Origin of the sequence: Xanthomonas bromi (assembly GCF_900092025.1) — a bacterium.
Classification (GTDB): domain Bacteria; phylum Pseudomonadota; class Gammaproteobacteria; order Xanthomonadales; family Xanthomonadaceae; genus Xanthomonas; species Xanthomonas bromi.
The window spans coordinates 21,818-38,039 of record NZ_FLTX01000027.1 but is presented as its reverse complement, the minus strand read 5'-3'; the positions used below and the strand labels follow the sequence as shown (position 1 = coordinate 38,039).

At 65.7% G+C, this 16,222-nt stretch carries 15 protein-coding genes and 1 pseudogene; 7 read left to right on the top strand and 9 right to left on the bottom strand.

The genetic code is table 11. The features are described from left to right. Nucleotides 1–2: 2 nt before the first annotated feature. On the bottom strand, nucleotides 3–755 hold the full coding sequence (locus tag XBLMG947_RS09250) for a DUF6065 family protein (RefSeq protein WP_065467990.1): 753 nt from the start codon (nucleotides 753–755) through the stop codon (nucleotides 3–5). Nucleotides 756–854: 99 nt separating this feature from the next. Between XBLMG947_RS09250 and tldD the strand changes: the two genes are divergently transcribed. Continuing rightward, entirely contained in the window at nucleotides 855–2,300 is a 1,446-nt protein-coding gene (tldD, locus tag XBLMG947_RS09245) for a metalloprotease TldD (protein ID WP_065467988.1), read from the top strand. A gap of 256 nt (nucleotides 2,301–2,556) precedes the next feature. Here tldD and yjgA read toward each other — a convergent pair whose 3' ends face one another. Next, nucleotides 2,557–3,135: a ribosome biogenesis factor YjgA gene (gene yjgA / locus XBLMG947_RS09240; protein ID WP_065467986.1), complete on the bottom strand. Its 579-nt coding sequence runs from the start codon at nucleotides 3,133–3,135 to the stop codon at nucleotides 2,557–2,559. 199 nt (nucleotides 3,136–3,334) lie between these two features. Here yjgA and pmbA point away from each other — a divergent pair, with 199 nt between their 5' ends. The 3 genes from pmbA to XBLMG947_RS09225 all read left to right on the top strand — a co-directional run bounded on the left by pmbA (nucleotide 3,335) and on the right by XBLMG947_RS09225 (nucleotide 5,694). Continuing rightward, a complete protein-coding gene (pmbA, locus tag XBLMG947_RS09235) occupies nucleotides 3,335–4,702 on the top strand; it encodes a metalloprotease PmbA (protein WP_065468157.1) in 1,368 nt (455 codons plus the stop codon). Between the two features lie 205 nt (nucleotides 4,703–4,907). Further along, a complete protein-coding gene (locus tag XBLMG947_RS09230; protein WP_083992989.1) occupies nucleotides 4,908–5,174 on the top strand; it encodes a magnetosome magnetite crystal formation protein family in 267 nt (88 codons plus the stop codon). 55 nt (nucleotides 5,175–5,229) lie between these two features. Beyond that, a complete protein-coding gene (locus tag XBLMG947_RS09225; protein ID WP_065468153.1) occupies nucleotides 5,230–5,694 on the top strand; it encodes a DUF4870 domain-containing protein in 465 nt (154 codons plus the stop codon). A 66-nt stretch (nucleotides 5,695–5,760) separates the two neighbouring features. Here the strand turns inward: XBLMG947_RS09225 and XBLMG947_RS09220 are convergent, their stop codons facing one another. The 5 genes from XBLMG947_RS09220 to XBLMG947_RS09200 form a co-directional block, all read right to left on the bottom strand. Continuing rightward, a complete protein-coding gene (locus XBLMG947_RS09220; RefSeq protein ID WP_065467984.1) occupies nucleotides 5,761–6,858 on the bottom strand; it encodes a M35 family metalloendopeptidase in 1,098 nt (365 codons plus the stop codon). Between the two features lie 465 nt (nucleotides 6,859–7,323). After that, on the bottom strand, nucleotides 7,324–8,199 hold the full coding sequence (locus XBLMG947_RS09215) for a polyprenyl synthetase family protein (RefSeq protein ID WP_065467982.1): 876 nt from the start codon (nucleotides 8,197–8,199) through the stop codon (nucleotides 7,324–7,326). Nucleotide 8,200: 1 nt separating this feature from the next. After that, nucleotides 8,201–8,461 (bottom strand): exodeoxyribonuclease VII small subunit, encoded by a 261-nt coding sequence (locus tag XBLMG947_RS09210; protein WP_065467981.1) that lies wholly within the window; start codon nucleotides 8,459–8,461, stop codon nucleotides 8,201–8,203. A gap of 31 nt (nucleotides 8,462–8,492) precedes the next feature. Next, nucleotides 8,493–9,797, bottom strand: coding sequence for a tRNA lysidine(34) synthetase TilS (gene tilS / locus XBLMG947_RS09205; protein WP_065467979.1), 1,305 nt, complete (start codon nucleotides 9,795–9,797; stop codon nucleotides 8,493–8,495). A 369-nt stretch (nucleotides 9,798–10,166) separates the two neighbouring features. Continuing rightward, a complete protein-coding gene (locus XBLMG947_RS09200) occupies nucleotides 10,167–11,900 on the bottom strand; it encodes an alkaline phosphatase (RefSeq protein ID WP_065467977.1) in 1,734 nt (577 codons plus the stop codon). 116 nt (nucleotides 11,901–12,016) lie between these two features. On the opposite strand from XBLMG947_RS09200, the gene XBLMG947_RS09195 reads away from it, so the two are divergent. Both XBLMG947_RS09195 and XBLMG947_RS09190 read left to right on the top strand, forming a co-directional pair. Further along, nucleotides 12,017–13,357, top strand: a complete 1,341-nt coding sequence (locus XBLMG947_RS09195) for a dicarboxylate/amino acid:cation symporter (protein WP_065467975.1) — start codon at nucleotides 12,017–12,019, stop codon at nucleotides 13,355–13,357. 9 nt (nucleotides 13,358–13,366) lie between these two features. Continuing rightward, nucleotides 13,367–14,194, top strand: a complete 828-nt coding sequence (locus XBLMG947_RS09190) for a class I SAM-dependent methyltransferase (RefSeq protein ID WP_065467973.1) — start codon at nucleotides 13,367–13,369, stop codon at nucleotides 14,192–14,194. Between the two features lie 10 nt (nucleotides 14,195–14,204). On the opposite strand, the pseudogene XBLMG947_RS09185 reads toward XBLMG947_RS09190, so the two are convergent. Continuing rightward, nucleotides 14,205–14,441, bottom strand: a pseudogene (locus tag XBLMG947_RS09185) (hypothetical protein); the annotation flags it as partial. Between the two features lie 98 nt (nucleotides 14,442–14,539). Between XBLMG947_RS09185 and XBLMG947_RS09180 the strand changes: the two are divergent. Next, nucleotides 14,540–15,031: an acyl-CoA thioesterase gene (locus XBLMG947_RS09180; RefSeq protein WP_065467972.1), complete on the top strand. Its 492-nt coding sequence runs from the start codon at nucleotides 14,540–14,542 to the stop codon at nucleotides 15,029–15,031. Nucleotides 15,032–15,381: 350 nt separating this feature from the next. Here the strand turns inward: XBLMG947_RS09180 and XBLMG947_RS09175 are convergent, their stop codons facing one another. Then, the gene (locus XBLMG947_RS09175; protein WP_065467971.1) at nucleotides 15,382–16,131 is read right to left on the bottom strand and encodes a C40 family peptidase; all 750 of its coding nucleotides are present in this window, start codon (nucleotides 16,129–16,131) and stop codon (nucleotides 15,382–15,384) included. Nucleotides 16,132–16,222 lie beyond the last annotated feature (91 nt).

Sequence of the window (16,222 nt, the reverse complement as noted above, 5' to 3'; positions counted from 1 at the left end):
ACTCAGTCGGCGGGCGTGTCGTCGCTGCCGGCACGCGTAAACATCGGTAAACGCAGCCGCGAACGGTGCCCCGGCACTGGCGGCTGCTCGGGTGCGGCCACGCCAAGAAAATAGCCACGCTGCCATTTTTCGCGGGCTGCCGCCGATTGCGCGTCGGGCAGTTCATCGAGAAAGCGCATGCGGCTGTGGGTCCAGTTGGCGTGTTGCTGTGCCAGTTGCGGCGCTTCGGAAAGCGGCTTCCACTGCGGCTGCACCTGCTCGATCAACTGTCGCTGCAGCGGGAACAAGTGACAGAACGGCTCGCCCGCTTCGAAGCGCACCCGCCCGGGCCGGGTGAAACGCCAGTTCATGGTGAAGGTGTGCGGGCTCCAGTCGGTTTCCACCAGGCCGCTCAGCGCGCCGATGCCGTCCTTGGGTCGGTTCAAGGGCCCGGTGACGAACAGGTCGATGCCGGTGTCGGTGCGGAACAGGCACGGCACGTGGAACGTCAGCACCCCATAGCCGAAGTGGCTGATCGCCGCTGCTGCCGTGTCTGCATCAGCGCTGATGGTGATTGCCGCCAGTGCGTCGCCGCCGTCCCAACTGGCCTCGAAACCGGACTGGCACAGCAGCTCCCAGCCATGCGCGTTGGCAATGGCCAGCGGCAGGCAGCGGTAGGCGTAGCGTTGGTCGGTAGCGTCCATCCACGCGCGCTCGTGCGGGGCAGGGCGGATGTCCAGCGTGTGGCCGTCCAGAACGTGGGCGATGAGCTTCATGCGCAGGCGAGTGTTGAAGAACGAGTCGGCGATGATAGCCGCGCCACATGTTCAGCCGAGCGACTTGTCTCCCCGGCGCGCGGGCCCCATCCTGACGGCATGACCGATAACGCTCTCACCCTGGCCGAAACCCGGCTGCTGCTTCCTTCCGGCCTGGATGCCGGCCATCTCGACCGCACCTTCGGCGCCCTGCTGGGCCCGGGTATCGACTTCGGCGATCTGTATTTCCAGCATTCGCGGCGCGAGAGCTGGAGCGTGGAAGACGGCATCGTCAAGGACGGTGCGCATTCCATCGAACAAGGCGTCGGCGTGCGCGCGATCGCCGGCGAGAAAACCGGCTTTGCGTATTCCGACGACATCCAGCGCGAGACCTTGCTGGAAGCGGCGCAGTCGGCACGTGCGATCTCGCGCGACGGCGGCGCGCAATCCACCCGCGCGCTGGTGCGCGGCAACGGCCGCGCCTTGTACCCGGCCACCGATCCGATCGACGACATGGACAGCGCCACCAAGGTGGACCTGCTGCGCCGGATCGACCAGTTCGTGCGCGCCGCCGACCCACGCGTGAAACAAGTGATGGTGAGCTTGGCCGGCGGCGTGGACACGGTGCTGATCGCGCGCAGCGATGGTGTGTTGGCGGCCGACGTGCGCCCGCTGGTGCGCTTGAACGTGCAGGTGATCGTCGAACACGGCGGTCGTCGCGAATCGGGCTATTCCGGTGGCGGCGGGCGTTACGGCTATGCCGAACTGTTCGCCGATGGCCGCCCGGAAGGGTTTGCGCGCGAAGCGCTGCGCCAGGCGCTGGTCAATCTGGATGCCATCCCCGCGCCGGCCGGCGTGATGCCGGTGGTGCTCGGCCCCGGCTGGCCCGGCGTGCTGCTGCACGAAGCGGTCGGCCACGGGTTGGAAGGCGACTTCAATCGCAAGGGCACCAGCGTCTACGCCGGGCGCATGGGCGAACGCGTGGCCTCACCGGGCGTGACCATCGTCGACGACGGCACCCTGGACGGCCGCCGCGGCTCGCTCAACATCGACGACGAGGGCACGCAGACGCAGTGCACCACGCTGATCGAAGATGGCGTGCTGGTCGGCTACATGCAGGACACCCACAACGCGCGCCTGATGGGCGTGGCGCCCACCGGCAACGGCCGCCGCGAATCGTTCGCCCACCTGACCATGCCGCGCATGACCAACACCTACATGCGCGCCGGCCAGCACGACCCGGAAGAGATGATCCGCTCGGTCAAGAAGGGCATCTACGCGGTGAACTTCGGCGGCGGCCAGGTCGACATCACCAGCGGCAAATACGTGTTCTCGGCCACCGAGGCCTACCTGATCGAAGACGGCAAGGTCACCGCGCCGGTCAAGGGCGCCACGCTGATCGGCAACGGCCCGGAGACCATGCAGAAGGTGCGCATGATCGGTAACGATCTGGCGCTGGACGAAGGCGTGGGCGTGTGCGGCAAGGACGGGCAGAGCGTGCCGGTCGGCGTCGGCCAGCCGTCGCTGTTGATCGACGGCATCACCGTTGGCGGAACGCAGGCCTGAGATGCGGGGAATCGGGAATCGGGATTCGAGAATCGTAACGGCAGGAGCGGGGCGCCATGTGGCCGTGCCTTGTACTGCGTCCGTCTTGAAACCGCGAATCGGGATCACAGCATCGGGAAGCGCAGCGGTAGCGACGCGTAGCGTTCTCGGCGCTCAGGTGTCGCCTACCCAGCTTGCTGATGTTGGACGGATGCTCCCGCGGTTGGCTGCGGCGGAGGCGCAGGTTGAGCGGCTCCGCGATTGCGGCCGCCAGGTGCTATTCGTCGTCTTCCAGATCCTGGTCGTCTTCCACTCCCGAATCCCCATTCTCCAATCCCTGCTCGTGAGACAGGTCGCGCAGCACCTGGAACAGCTCGCGGTAGGCGCGCGGGGGCTTGTTCTTTGCGCGTTCGTGGATCGCGTTGCGCACCAGTTGACGCAGTTGCTGGCGGTCGGCGGCCGGGTAGGCTTCCAGCAGTTCGGCCAGCGCGACGTCGCCTTCGGCGAGCAGGCGCTCGCGCCAGCGTTCGACGCGGTGGATCGCGGCCACTTCACGGCGCGCGGTGTCGCTGTTGGCATCCAGCGCATCGCGAATGGCGGCCAGCGTTTCGTCGTCCTCGCGGCGCATGTGCTTGGCCAGAAACGCCAGCTGCCGCTTGTGGGCGATATGCGAGGTGATGCGCTTGCTCTCTTCGATATGCGGGATCAACGACGCGGGCACCGGCAACTTGGCCAACTGCGCAGGAGTCAGTGCCACCAGCTTTTCGCCCAGGTCGAAAATTTCCAGCGCCTCGCGCCGTTGCTGGCTGCGGCTGGCGCCACGAAATTCACCGGTGTCTTCATCGCGTCCGCGCATTGCCACTACATCCCGAAACTTGGTTAGTTAAATTTCCGGCCACGAACGGCCGGACGCCGGCGGAAGACTCCGCACCGAATTCAGACACTGCGGCCATGGACGGCCGAGCTCTCTGCGGAAGGATCCGCATCCAAATTCAGACAGTCCGGCCATGATGGCCGGGCTTTCGCGGATGGATCCGCATCCAAAGGATAAAGCATTGAACGCACTCTCCTCCGAAATCCGTGTCACCGACGACAGCCTGCAGCGCCTGGATGCACTGACCGATATCTCGCAACGCCTGCTCGAGCGCGCCCGTGCGGCCGGCGCCACCCAGGCCGAAGTGAGCTGCAGCGAAGAGCGCGGCCTGGACGTCAACGTGCGCCTGGGCGATGTGGAAACGGTCGAATCCACCCGCGACCGCGGCATTGCGGTGACGGTCTACTTCGGCAAGCGCAAGGGCAGTGCCAGCACCGCCGACCTGCAGGATTCCAGCCTGGAATCCACCGTGGCGCAGGCCTGCGCGATTGCGCGCTATACCGAAGACGATGCGGCCTCCGGCCTGGCTGATCCGGAGCTGATGGCGCGCGAGTTCCCCGAGTTGGATAGCTGGCACCCGTGGGCGCTGGATGCCGATACCGCGGTGGATCTGGCGCTGGCCTGCGAAACCGCCGGCCGCGATGCCGACGCGCGCATCAGCAATTCCGACGGCGCCTCGGCCAGCACCGGGCTGAGCCTGTCGGTGTATGCCAATTCGCATGGCTTCATCGGGCGGGAGCGTGGCACCCACCATTCGATCAGCTGTGCGCTGATCGCCGGGCAGGGCGATGGCATGCAGCGCGACGGCTGGTACAGCAGCGCACTGGCACGCGAAGACCTGGAAGCGCCCGACGCGATCGGCCGCCATGCTGCCGAGCGCACCCTGGCGCGCCTGCAGCCGCGTTCGCTGCCCACCGGCCAGCTGCCGGTGCTGTTCGCGCCGGAAGTGGCGCGCTCGCTGGTCGGCCATCTGCTGGGTGCGGTCTCCGGTGGCGCGTTGTATCGCCGCGCCAGCTTCCTGCTCGACAGTGTCGGCACCAAGCTGTTCCCGGACTGGTTCAACATCGAAGAACTGCCGCATCTGCGCCGCGGGCTGCGCTCGGCCGCATTCGATGGCGAAGGCGTCGCCACGCGGCAGTCCGCGCTGATCACCGACGGCGTGCTGCAGCGCTACGTGCTGGGCAGTTACTCGGCACGCAAGCTGGGCCTGCAGACCACCGCCAATGCAGGGGGCGTGCATAACCTGCAGGTCAGCGCCAACGCCGGCGATCTGGCGTCGATGATTGCCGGCATGTCGCGCGGCCTGCTGGTCACCGAACTGATGGGTAATGGCGTCAACCCCGTCACCGGCGATTATTCGCGCGGCGCCGGCGGTTTCTGGATCGAGAACGGTGCCATCGCCTATCCGGTGGACGGCCTGACCATCGCCGGCAACCTGCGCGACATGTTCGCCGGTATCGAGGCGGTCGGCAGCGACGTCGATCCACGCTCGCACGTCAAGATCGGCTCGGTGCTGATCAACCGCATGACGGTGGCAGGCGAGGAATGAGCGAACCAGCGCCTGAAGGCCCACCCGCGCTGGAAAATGGCACAGGCACCGCCACGAACGACACTCCAGTGTCTACAGAAGAGCGCACGCTCGGGGCGGTGGCGCATGTTTCGATGTGGATCGGCCTGTTCGTCACGGGCACTATCAACTGGGCTTTGCGTTATGGAGGCTGTTGTTGCTGTGGCTGCTGCCAGGAGCGATATGGATGGCGAAGCGGGACACGCTGCCGTTCGCCGCAGAGCACGCCCGGCAGGCCATGCTGCTTGGCGATGGCTTGTCGGCACTGAGCGCGTTGTCGCTGGCGCCGACGTTGGTGATCTTTGGTGCCGGAGTGGTGTTCGGGGCGATCCTGCTGCTGGCCTTGCTGGTGGCAATGGTGTGGTCGCTGCGCGCCGCGATGAAGGCGGCGTGCGGTGAGCGATATCGCTATCCGCTGCCTTATGGCAGTGCCCCTGTCTCGCCGTTCTCGTGAGCGTGATGGCGACCATGGTGTCGCACGGGTTGCAAACTGTCATCGGCGAAAGACCCTGTCTTCCAGCACTGGTGGCTGGCTGAATCGTTGCTACAGTCCGTCGCACCACAACCATGCATGGGGAAACATGATGAGCGAATTCGAATCGCACGCCGGACCGCCACCGCCGCCGCTCGGAACGAGCACGCCGTCGGAAGAGCGCACCCTGGCGCTGGCTGCGCATTTGCTTGGCATCGTGAGTTATTTCATCGGCGCGCTGGTGATCTGGCTGATCAGCAAGGACGCCAGCCCGTCCAAACCGTTTGCTACCGATCAAGCCAAGGAAGCGTTGAATTTCCAGATCACGGCGACGCTGGCCATGATCGCGGCGGCGATCTTGGCGTTGGTTACGTTCGGTGCGTTGGCCTTTTTGCCGAGTCTGGTTTGGATTGCCAGCCTGGTGTTCTGCATCCTGGCCGCGGTGAAGGCCAACAACGGCGAGTATTACCGCTACCCGTTCACGCTGCGCCTGGTCAAGTAATCCGGCCGCCTCACGCAAAGGCCCGGCATCGCTGCCGGGCCTTTGTCGTTTCAGACGATGATGCGATCAGTTCTGCGACGGGGTGTTTTCGGCGAAGTACTCGTGGCTGTCGGCGTTGGTGATCGCCTGGGCCGGGTTGCTTTGGGCAAGGCTCCGTGCGCCGGACTGACCATAGACGCGGTCCTGCGTGCCGGCCACCACGGTGAAGTGGCTGGTCTCGTGCACCAGCGTGCCGGCCTTGGAGTCGGTGCCGGTGTTCGACGCATTCCAGAACGCGTTGCAGACATGGATCTCGTACGGCTGGTTCGGATAGACGTACGCAAAGGCACTCGCCAGGTCCGCCTCGCAGCTGCAATTGATCGTCAGCTGGCCGTTGTTCTGGTCCAGCGCGTTGTCGATGTTGACGAAGTTGGAGCTGACCCGGCTGTAGCGCGAGGCGTTGTAGGCGCCGAACCAAGTGGTGTAGCGCGCCCCGGTGCTGCCGCCGTTGAGGTAGGTGCGCGCGTTCTGCGAGTAGTTGCGCGCGGCAGCGACGGCACTGGCGGCCTGGTTGGTGCGGGTGGTGGTGCAGTTGAGGTAGTTGATGCCGTTGACCACGGCCGTCGGGCCGACCGCGAGCTGGCGTTGCACACCACGGCGTGCACCGTCCAGCCAGACGGTAAGCGGGGTGCTGGTGGCCACGGCCGGCTCGCCGTTGGCCGCCTTCATCAGGCTACCGTCGGAAAACGAGGCGTACTGCAGCGACGAGCGCACCTGGATGGTGTAGGTGCCGCTGGTGGACAGATCGTAGGCGCCAGCCAGATCGACCTCGCCCTTCACGCTCTGGCCTGGCTGCAGAATGGTGAAGTCGGCCGCCCTGGGCAGGCCGCGCTTGACCAGGCGCCCGGTGTAGTCCACCGGCTTGCCCTCGCGGCTCACGTCCAGGATGCCGTTATCCAGCGACTTGAGCGGCAGCTGATAGGTCGGCACGCGTGCGATCTGGCTGCCGTGGTTGGTGACGGTGACGGCGATCTTGCCTTGAAGTCGTCCGGTCTGGTCGGCCACTGGCGCCAGTTCGATGGTCAACGGAACCGGTCCGCGCACGGACTGTGCCTGCGCCGAACCGAGCACGCCGACGACGGTCAGCGTGCCTGCTGCAAACGATGCGAGAAAAACATTCTTCACCAGTGACTCTCCGTGTGATCGGGGGATGTCCGCGGATGCGGGCAACCCCAACCTAGGCAGGAGGAACGAACGCGACAAGTCGTTCAATTATTAATATTTTTGTTCTCAGCGCGTTTCTGAATTGCGCTGAAACATCACCGATGTAGATAATTCAGTATGGAAGCGTGCGGCAAGTCACGTGTTGCGGCGTTGCATGCGCGAGTGACCGACACAAATCCAGGCAGAAAAAGTTGCAATATGCGATGAATATCTCACTTTGACGGCTCGCGTTGCAGGCTTTGACCGTGTGCTGGCGCACGGAATGCGCAAATCGTGTCATGTCCTGCCCGGTTTATGTCACGAACGGCCGGCGTATGGCTTTACGTGGTCAAGAGCACGCCATGGCGGCAAGCGGGGAGTCAACGCTCGATGCGGACATCATCCGCACCCGCTCATGTCGGCGTGCAGTGGCATCGCCAGCTGCCCCTAGTGCGCGCGGTCCACCGCAAAGCGGCCCAAGGTGGCTAATGTCTCGCCAGGTTGCCCGTAGGGCTGCAGGACGTCATGCATGCGCGTGGCCAGTTCGGCGAGCTTCGACTTGGCGCCGTCCATCCCGAGCAGGGCGGGGTAGGTGGATTTGGATTGCGCCGCGTCCTTGCCGGCGGTCTTGCCCAGCTGGGCCGAGCTCGATTCCACATCCAGGATGTCGTCGCGCACCTGAAAGGCCAGGCCCAACGCGTCGGCAAAATCATCCAGACGCTGCTGGTCGGCCGCCGCCGCGCCGCCGGTGAGTGCGCCCATCTGCACCGCCGCACGGATCAACGCACCGGTCTTGAGCGCATGCATGCGCTGGATCTCCTGCAACGACTGCAGTTGCCCGGTCGCATCGATATCCAGCGCCTGGCCGCCGCACATGCCGGCTGCGCCTGCAGCCATTGCCAGGCTCTGCATCCATCCCACACGTAATTCGGCACTGGCAGATGCGGTGGCCAGTAATTCGAACGCGCGCGTTTGCAAGGCATCGCCGGCCAGAATCGCGGTGGCCTCGTCGAAGGCGATATGCACGGTGGGCTGGCCGCGTCGCAACGCGTCGTCGTCCATCGCCGGCAAATCATCGTGCACGAGCGAATAGGCATGCATCAGCTCCACCGCCACCGCAGGCGTGTCGAGCTGATCCTCAGCGGCACCGAACAATGCGCCGCTTGCGTAAACCAGCAACGGACGCATGCGCTTGCCACCGCCCAGCACCGCGTGGCGCATCGCTGCATGCAGGCGTTGCGGTGCACGTGTGACGCTCGGCAAGCCTGCCTCCAGGTTGCGTTCGGTGCGGGCAATCCAGTGGTCGAACAGCGCCGAACTCACCTCAACCGTCCAGCGACGGCGTTTCGAAGGCTTCGGCAAGCTCGGGGCGGGCGGGGTCGGTCAACAGGCGCACGCGCAGCTCGGCCTGTTCCAGCGCCTGCTGACAATCGCGGTACAACCCGATGCCACGCTCGTAGGCCGTGAGCGATTGCTCAAGGCTCAGATCGCCGACTTCCATCTTCTGCACCAGTTGCTCGAGTTCTTCCAGCGACTGTTCGAAGCGGGCTACCGGGGATGTTTCGTTCAAGGACTTCTTGGCCATCGTTAAAGTGTGCGGGGCGCGCGCAGGCGGGTCAATTCGCATCGACAGCTGTGCACCATTGCAGCGATGCGGCGTTGGCCCGCAACCACGCGTGCAGGACGGCCGAGATGATGCGATCGCCGGCGGCAAGCACCTGCGTGCCTTCCCACAGGATCGGCAGGCGCTCACGTTCCCACGGGGGTAGATCCAGCGCCTGCAGCAGGTGTTTGAGTCGATGCGCGTGCGTGCGCTGTGGCAACACGATGCGCTCGCCGCCCTGGCGCGCGCGCACCAGCAGTGGCTGCGCAAAGCGCAGGCCGGGTGAACCCAGCAGCTGCAGTTGCGCACCATCGGGCAATTGCAGCGGCGCTGCGCCATCCCACGGTGCCTGCCAGTCAGACGGCCAGACCGCAGCGGGGCGGTGCAGAAACAGGCACTGGCGCCAACGGCGAACTTCTACCTGCTGCCATGCAAAGCAGGCCTGCCGGTCTGCTGCATGGTTGTCGATTTCCCGTGCCAGTGCGGCCACACCTTGCGCAGGCAGTGGCGGCGCATGCGCTGCGCTCACCCAGGCGCGCAGCAGCCGGGTTCTTTGTTCGACAGGGTGCGCACGCAGCGCGTGCAAATCCAGCGCGCCGTTTGCGGTACGCGCGCCTGGCAACAACGCCATGTCCTGCTGCAGCAATAATGCGCTGGCATCGGCGCTCAGGTGTGCGCTGCGCGCCAGCGCATCGGCCGCCTGCGGCCAGCGTTGCTGTAGCAACGGCAAGACCTGGCTGCGCAGGAAATTGCGGTCGTGGCGTAGATCTGCGTTGCTGGGATCTTCGATCCAACGCAACTCTTGCGCATGCGCATAGGCGAGCAGATCGGCGCGGGCGTGCGCCAGCAACGGGCGCCATAGCGTTCCGTTGCCGAACGGGCGCTGCGGGCGCATCGCCGCCAGTCCTTCCGGGCCGGAGGCGCGCAGCGCACGCAGCATGAACGTCTCGGCCTGATCGTCGCGGTGGTGCGCCAGCGCTAGCCATTCGCCAGCCGCAAGTGCGTGCGCGAACGCAGTGTGGCGCGCTTCGCGTGCTGCCGCTTCCAGGCCAAGGCCGCTATCGCGTGCCACCTGCACCGGCACGATCTGTAACGGGACCTGCAGTGCATCGCAGGTGCGTTGGCAGTGCGCAGCCCAGGCGTCGGCATCGGCATGCAGCCCGTGATGCACATGCAGTGCGCGCAATCCTGCCTGGCGATAGCGCGGCACGGCCGCAAGCAGATGCAGCAGCACGCCGGAATCCATTCCGCCGCTGTAGCCCAGCAGCACCGGGCCGGGCGGAGTGGTGGGGAGCCGTGGCGAGGTGTCGGTCAGCACAGGCGCGATCCTGCAGCGAATCCTGCGCGCCGGGCGAACAGTCGCTGCACCCGCTGGGTAACTGCAGGGCAGTCGCTTGCCTGCTGCATTGCCTGCTGGTGCGCCATCAACGGCCCCGGTGTCTCCTGCGCGCCACAACTCGAACCCCGGTGCGTCGCTGCAGCGACTCGGGCAGCGTGCTGCCGTGCGCGATCACCGCACCAATGCCGCGCAGGCGACCCGACAGCACAACGGACAGCCCGCTGCTGCTGCCACTCCCAGGCGTTATCGCCCAACGCGTTGACGACGCCAGCCGAAGCGGTTGAGCGGCGCTGCGATGACCGCCTCATGCGCCGGCTTGCCCGCCATCGCCGCAGCGCCGCTTGCGCATCAGCGCTTGACCATCGCCTCGAACGTGGTCGGCTTGGGTAATTCCACCGGTACACCGGCGCTGTCGCAGGTGCCGGCCTTGCACAGGCGCTCGCGCAGGCGCGGGGTGGCCTGGACGATGACGTGGTAGATCACGTTCTCTTCCAGCGTGCCGCGAAACGCCGCGCTGCCCGGGCCGATGGCCCAGATGCCGACGTCTTCGCCGCCGTGGCTTTCGGACTTGGTCGGCACCAGTGCTTCCTGCATGTAGCTGGGCGCTTCGGTGTCGACGTGGGTGAGGTCGGGGCGGCCGTGTGCCGGCTCGCTGCTGCTGGGCTCGTGCGGATACTTCTTCGGCCCGGCCGACTGTGCGTTGGTCGCGCCGGTATGGCCGGGGCCATTGGCGTAGCTCAGGGTGGTGTACGGCTGGCCGGCCAGGTCGGTGGCCAGCTGGGTGCGGTCGCCTTCTTCGCCGCCGGTGCCGCGCACCTTGCCCAGGATCGGATTGCCGCGCACCGGATAGCCGACGAAGTTGAGCGTGTGCGAATGGTCGGCGGTGACGATGATCAGCGTGTCCGGTGGTGCTGTCTGCACGGCAGCGCGCACGGCATCGGACAGCGACACGGTTTCGTCGAGTGCGCGGTAGGCATTGCCGGCATGGTTGGCGTGATCGATACGGCCGCCTTCGACCATCAGCACGAAACCCTTGGGGTCGCGCGACAGCGACTGGATCGCGGTGCGGGTCATCTCGGTCAGGCTGGGCTCGCCCTGGGGGCCGCGGTTGCGGTCGTGGTCGAACTGCATGTGATCCGGCTCGAACAGGCCCAGCAATGCCGGTGCGCCGGCCGCGGCCTGCAATTGTTGTTCGTTCCAGACGTAGGCGCCCTGCGGGTGCGCCTGCTGCCACTCGGCGACCAGATTGCGGCCATCCAGGCGCAGGCCCACCTTGTCGTCGTATTCGGGGTCGCGTTCCTGCACGGTCTGGAACTGGCTACGGCCGCCGCCGAGCACCACCTGCGGGCCACGGCCGTAGCGGGCGGTCGACAGCAACTGCTGGGCGATGTCCTGGCAGCCGGCAGTGCGCGCGGCCTCGGGCAGGTCGGTGTCGTTTTCCCAGTTGCGCTCGGGCGAATGCGCGTAGGTGGCGGCCGGGGTGGCGTGGGTGATGCGGGTGGTGGTGACGATGCCGGTGGCCATGCCGGCGCTGTCGGCCAGTTGCAGCCAGCTCAACAAGCCCTTGTTCAAGCTGTCGGCACAGTCGCTGCGGTTGCCGCTGCTGACCCCGATGGCCCCCATGTGCGACTTCACGCCGGTAGTGATCGAGGTCATGGTGCCGGCCGAATCGGGAGTCTGCGAATCGGTGTTGTAGGTCTTGCTGAAGGCGGTGGCGGGGAATTGCTCCCACGACAGCAGGTTCTCTTCGCCCGGGCCGCCTTTGCGTTGGCCATCCAGGATGCGCGCGGCAGCCACCGTGGTCAGGCTCATGCCATCGCCCAGGAACAGGATCACGCTGCGCGCCTTGCCGGCCATCGCGCCGTTGCCCGCCGCACGTGCGGCGCCGGAGCGGTACCACCACTGCGGGGTCTCGCCGGCCGGATGCGTCACCTGCGGCACGTCCACGCGGACCGATGAGGCTGCGGAGGCGCCGCTTCCGGCAGTGGAGGCGCAGGCGGCCACGCACACGGTGGTCAGGGCGGCGAGGGCAGGCAGGCGGTAATGCATCGGTAGTGAACTCGTGGCTGAATCAATGCGCATTATGCCGCGACGGGTGGCGTCACACCGATGACACAGTGCTGTTCCAGTCGTGGCCTCGCGGGCAGCGCGGGCCTGGGCTATGGTGCATGCACTCTTCCCCCGGATGATTCGACGACATGAAACTGGTTGCGGCCTGGTTGCGCATTCCGTTCTGGCAGCGCGTGGTGGCCGGCTTCGTTCTCGGCGCGATTGCCGGTGCAGCGATGGGGCCGGCGGCCGAGGTGTGGTTTGGCCCGCTCGGCGATCTGTACGTCACGCTGATCAAGATGATCGCGATCCCGCTGGTGTTCTTCGCGGTGATCAATGCGATTTCGTCGTTGCACGGGCAGAAGTCGGTGGCTGCGCTGGGCGGGCGCACGTTCTTGTGGTTCGTCATCACCGCGGCATTGGCGGTGGGCGTGGGCCTGGCGGTGGGCACGATCATGCAGCCGGGCGCCGGGCATTTCAGTCTGAGCGTGGATTCGGCCTGGAAGCCGCGCGATGTGCCCAGCCCGATCCAGGTGCTGCTGGACGTGGTGCCGTCCAACCCGTTCTATGCGTTGACCGGTATCGGCACCAAGACCAATGCCGCCGGCGAAACCGTGCTGGCGGCCGAGCGCGGCTCGATCCTGCCGGTGATCTTCTTTGCCGCGTTGCTGGGCTTTGCGATAGTCAAGCTCGGCGAGCGCGTGGCCGAGGCGCGCAAGCTCACCGGGCAACTGAGCGACATCATGATCCAGGTGACGCGCTTCGTGCTGGAGATGACCCCGCTCGGCACCTTCGGCCTGATTGCCGGCCTTGTGGGTAGCTACGGCTTCGCAAAGTTGCTGCCGTTCGGCAGTTTCGTGCTGGCGCTGTATGTGGCCTGCGCCATCCATATCCTGGTGGTCTACAGCAGCCTGTTGCTGGTGCACGGGCTCAACCCGTGGAAGTTCTTCCGCGGTGCGGCGCCTGGCATGCAGGTGGCGTTTGTGAGTTCGTCGAGCTTTGCCGCGATGCCGGTGGCGATGCGTTCGATCACCCACAATCTGGGCGTCAGCAAGGACTACGCCGCGTTCGCGGTACCGCTGGGCGCCAGCATCAAGATGGATGGCTGCGGTGCGATCTATCCGGCGCTGTGTGCGGTGTTCATCGCGCAATACACCGGCGTACCGCTGACGTCCAACCAATACTTCGTGGTGTTGATCGCCTCGGTGCTGGGCAGCTTCGGCACCGCCGGCGTACCGGGTACCGCCGTGATCATGGCCACGGTGGTCCTGAGCGCGGCCAATCTGCCGCTGGAAGTGATCGGCTATCTGTATGCCATCGACCGCATCCTCGACATGATGCGCACCATGACCAACGTCACCGGGCAGATGCTGGTGCCGGTGCTGGTGGCCAAGGAAACCGGCTTGCTGGACAAGCGCATCTACGACGCAGCGTCGACCAATGTCGGGCTGGAAGATCCGCCCGCCGACAGCGCCAAGCCGCTGCGCTGAGCGCCACGCATGACGGTTGGATTTCCCGTAGTGCGTGAGCGCCTGGCGCATTTGCCCGATCTGGACAGCGTGGATGGCGTGTTCGTCCAACGCACGCTTGCCCAGGATCCGTTCGAGGATCGCTATCTGCAGGTGCGGCGCAAGGAGGGGCGGCTGTACACCGATGCGCAGGTCCGCAGCCTGCCGCGCCCCAGCGGCAAGCTCGGTGCCTGCCTGGAATGGCAGGTGCGCGCGCTGTCGAGCAGGTTGCTGGTGCAGCACCTGCAGGCACGCGCCGGCGAGGGTGCCATTCTGGAACTGGGATGCGGCAATGGCTGGCTATCGCAGCTGCTGGCGCAATCGCTGCAGCGCGATGTGTGCGGCATCGACGTCAATCGCACCGAGCTCACGCAGGCCGCGCGCGTCTTCGGTCACGACCAACGGCTGAGTTTTGTCGCTGCCGATATCCAGACCGTCGCACTGCCGCACGATGTCTTCGACGTCATCGTGGTGCCGGCGTGCATCCAGTATTTCCCGGATCCTGCTGCCCTGATACGCCCCCTGCTTGCGCAACTGCGCGACGGCGGCGAGTTGCACGTCCTCGACAGCCCGCTGTATTCAGACCGGCAACGTGCCGACCAAAGCGCTGCACGCAGCCTGCACTATTTCAACGGTCTGGGCGTGCCTACCTTGGCCGAGCACTATCACCAGCACACCTACTCCGTATTTGATGCGTTTGCGGTGCGGTGGTTATTCGATCCGCGTCGCCTGGGTGCGCGCGTGCGACGCATGCTCAAACTGCGTCAGCTGCATTTTCCATGGCTGTGTCTTCGCAAGCAGGACAACCAGGGGCGGTAACTCGGCGGCGTCATCGCCCTTGCAGGGCCTCCATCAACGTCGTTGCTTGCGGCGCCTTGTGCTGCGCGACCGCGCCGACCACGGGAAAGAACACCAGCACGCCGATCAGTGGCCACAGCGTGTGGCGAACGCACAACCACCACCAGCCTTGCGCCTGCACGCCACGCATGCGTCGATACAGCCCGCCTGCCAGCGCCGCGTCCACCACCAGCTTGGCCATCAAGACTGGCGCCGACCACACCACGAAGGTAGGCATACGGCAGCGCGCTCTATTTGCCAATCGTGGAATCCCCTCAACGCACGCGCATGGCACACTTTCGGCTCATTCCCTTGCGAGAGCGTGCAGTGATTGGCCAACAGCGTGATCTGACATTTCGTTTCCTGGCCGAGCCCAGCGACGTCAACTTCGGCGGCAAGGTGCATGGCGGGGTGGTGATGAAATGGATCGATCAGGCCGGCTTTGCTGCGGCCAGCGCTTGGAGCGGGCATTACTGCGTGACGGTGGCCGTGGGCGGTATCCGCTTCGTGGCGCCGGTGCGCATCGGCGATCTGGTGGCGGTGTCGGCCAAGCTGGTCTACACCGGGCGCAGCAGCATGCATTTCGCCATCGACGTGCGTGCGCGCAGCCCGATGGGCGGCGATTCGCGCTTGTGCACCCACTGCATCATCGTGTTCGTGGCGATGGACCCGGCCGGCGTCACTCCGGTGGAAGTGCCGTCCTGGCGGCCGGACACGCCCGAAGATCAGCGCCTGGCCGAATACGCGCTCAAGGTGATGGAGCTGAGCAAGGGGATCGAGGACACCATGGCCCGCTACAAGGCCGATACGTCTGCCTGAGCGCGGCTCACAAGACATGGCGCGCAGTTGTCAGCTAGGAGTTGGATGGCGCGCTCAGGATCGAAAGGTCCGCGAGGTACATGCGCATACCGGGTACCCGCCGCCCCAGCCTGGCGGCTGCATGGTCGTTTGTTGGCTGCTCCCGGCGGTGCAGCGCTGCCGGAGCCATCGGTGCAATACCGTGGACGCCGTGATGCCGTGCACTGGCATGAGCACTTGCGCCAGCTGCGAGAACGTTGACGGCAGCGGCCGCAACGCGGCAGTCATATGACCATTGCGATAGCGATGCACACAAAAAGAAAGCCGCGGGTTTGCCGCAGCTTTCTTCTACGCAATTAAGATGCTCAGAATTACAGCACCCGACGCGCCTGTATGAACTTCTCGCTCCAGTAGCCGCTGGCGAGCGAATCCACGCGCACGTCCTTGCCGCGGCTGGGCGCGTGCAGGAACTTGCCGTCGCCGACCACCAGGCCGACATGATCGATGCGGCCGCGCTTGCCGAAGAACACCAGGTCGCCGGCCTTCAGCGCATTCGGGTCCTTGATCAGTTCGGCCGATTCGTCGCGGGCGATGTCGCGCGAGACGCGCGGCAGGTCGATGCCCAGCGCGGTCTTGAACACATAGCCGACCAGGCCGCTGCAGTCGAAGCCTTCGGTGGACTCGCCGCCCCAGGCGTACGGGGTGCCGAGCAGGGCCATGGCGCGCTTCAGGATCACCTGCACGCGGCTGTCGGCCACGGCGTTCTGGGCTGCATTGACCGCGCTTTGCGAGACGTCGTAATTGGCCAGTAGACGGCTGAGGTCGCCGGCGAACATCGCCGAGCGGTCCATCAGCGGAATGGCGTCGTTGGCGGCCAGGTGCGGAAGCAGGGCGGCCAGCGTAGCGGTGGCCGCGGCATCGGCGCGGCTACGGTTAGCGGCTTTCTCGGCGGCGACGGCGCTGTCTGGCGTGGTCGTCTGCGGAGCGGATGGAGTGCTGTTGGCGGTCTGAGCAAACGCGGGAAGTGCTGCAAGCCAGAGAGCGGTAGCGCATAGCAGGCGGAGCGGTTTCCGGGGCGGAAGCGGTGCGGCGCCAGTTTTGGTCTGTTCGTCGTTCGTCACGCGGGAATCACAAGTTCTGCTGTCGATGCGTGATGATGCCTTGGTGAAAGAATCGTTACGTTCAAAAAAAGTTAAATTTCCGTTTCATTAA

What these genes read in the sequence shown, in the direction of transcription:
- XBLMG947_RS09250 (WP_065467990.1), bottom strand. Translation starts at nt 755, where the DNA reads ATGAAGCTCATCGCCCACGTTCTGGACGGCCACACGCTGGACATCCGC.
- tldD (WP_065467988.1), top strand. Translation starts at nt 855, where the DNA reads ATGACCGATAACGCTCTCACCCTGGCCGAAACCCGGCTGCTGCTTCCT.
- yjgA (WP_065467986.1), bottom strand. Translation starts at nt 3,135, where the DNA reads ATGCGCGGACGCGATGAAGACACCGGTGAATTTCGTGGCGCCAGCCGC.
- XBLMG947_RS09230 (WP_083992989.1), top strand. Translation starts at nt 4,908, where the DNA reads ATGGCGAAGCGGGACACGCTGCCGTTCGCCGCAGAGCACGCCCGGCAG.
- XBLMG947_RS09210 (WP_065467981.1), bottom strand. Translation starts at nt 8,461, where the DNA reads ATGGCCAAGAAGTCCTTGAACGAAACATCCCCGGTAGCCCGCTTCGAA.
- XBLMG947_RS09200 (WP_065467977.1), bottom strand. Translation starts at nt 11,900, where the DNA reads ATGCGCATTGATTCAGCCACGAGTTCACTACCGATGCATTACCGCCTG.
- XBLMG947_RS09195 (WP_065467975.1), top strand. Translation starts at nt 12,017, where the DNA reads ATGAAACTGGTTGCGGCCTGGTTGCGCATTCCGTTCTGGCAGCGCGTG.
- XBLMG947_RS09190 (WP_065467973.1), top strand. Translation starts at nt 13,367, where the DNA reads ATGACGGTTGGATTTCCCGTAGTGCGTGAGCGCCTGGCGCATTTGCCC.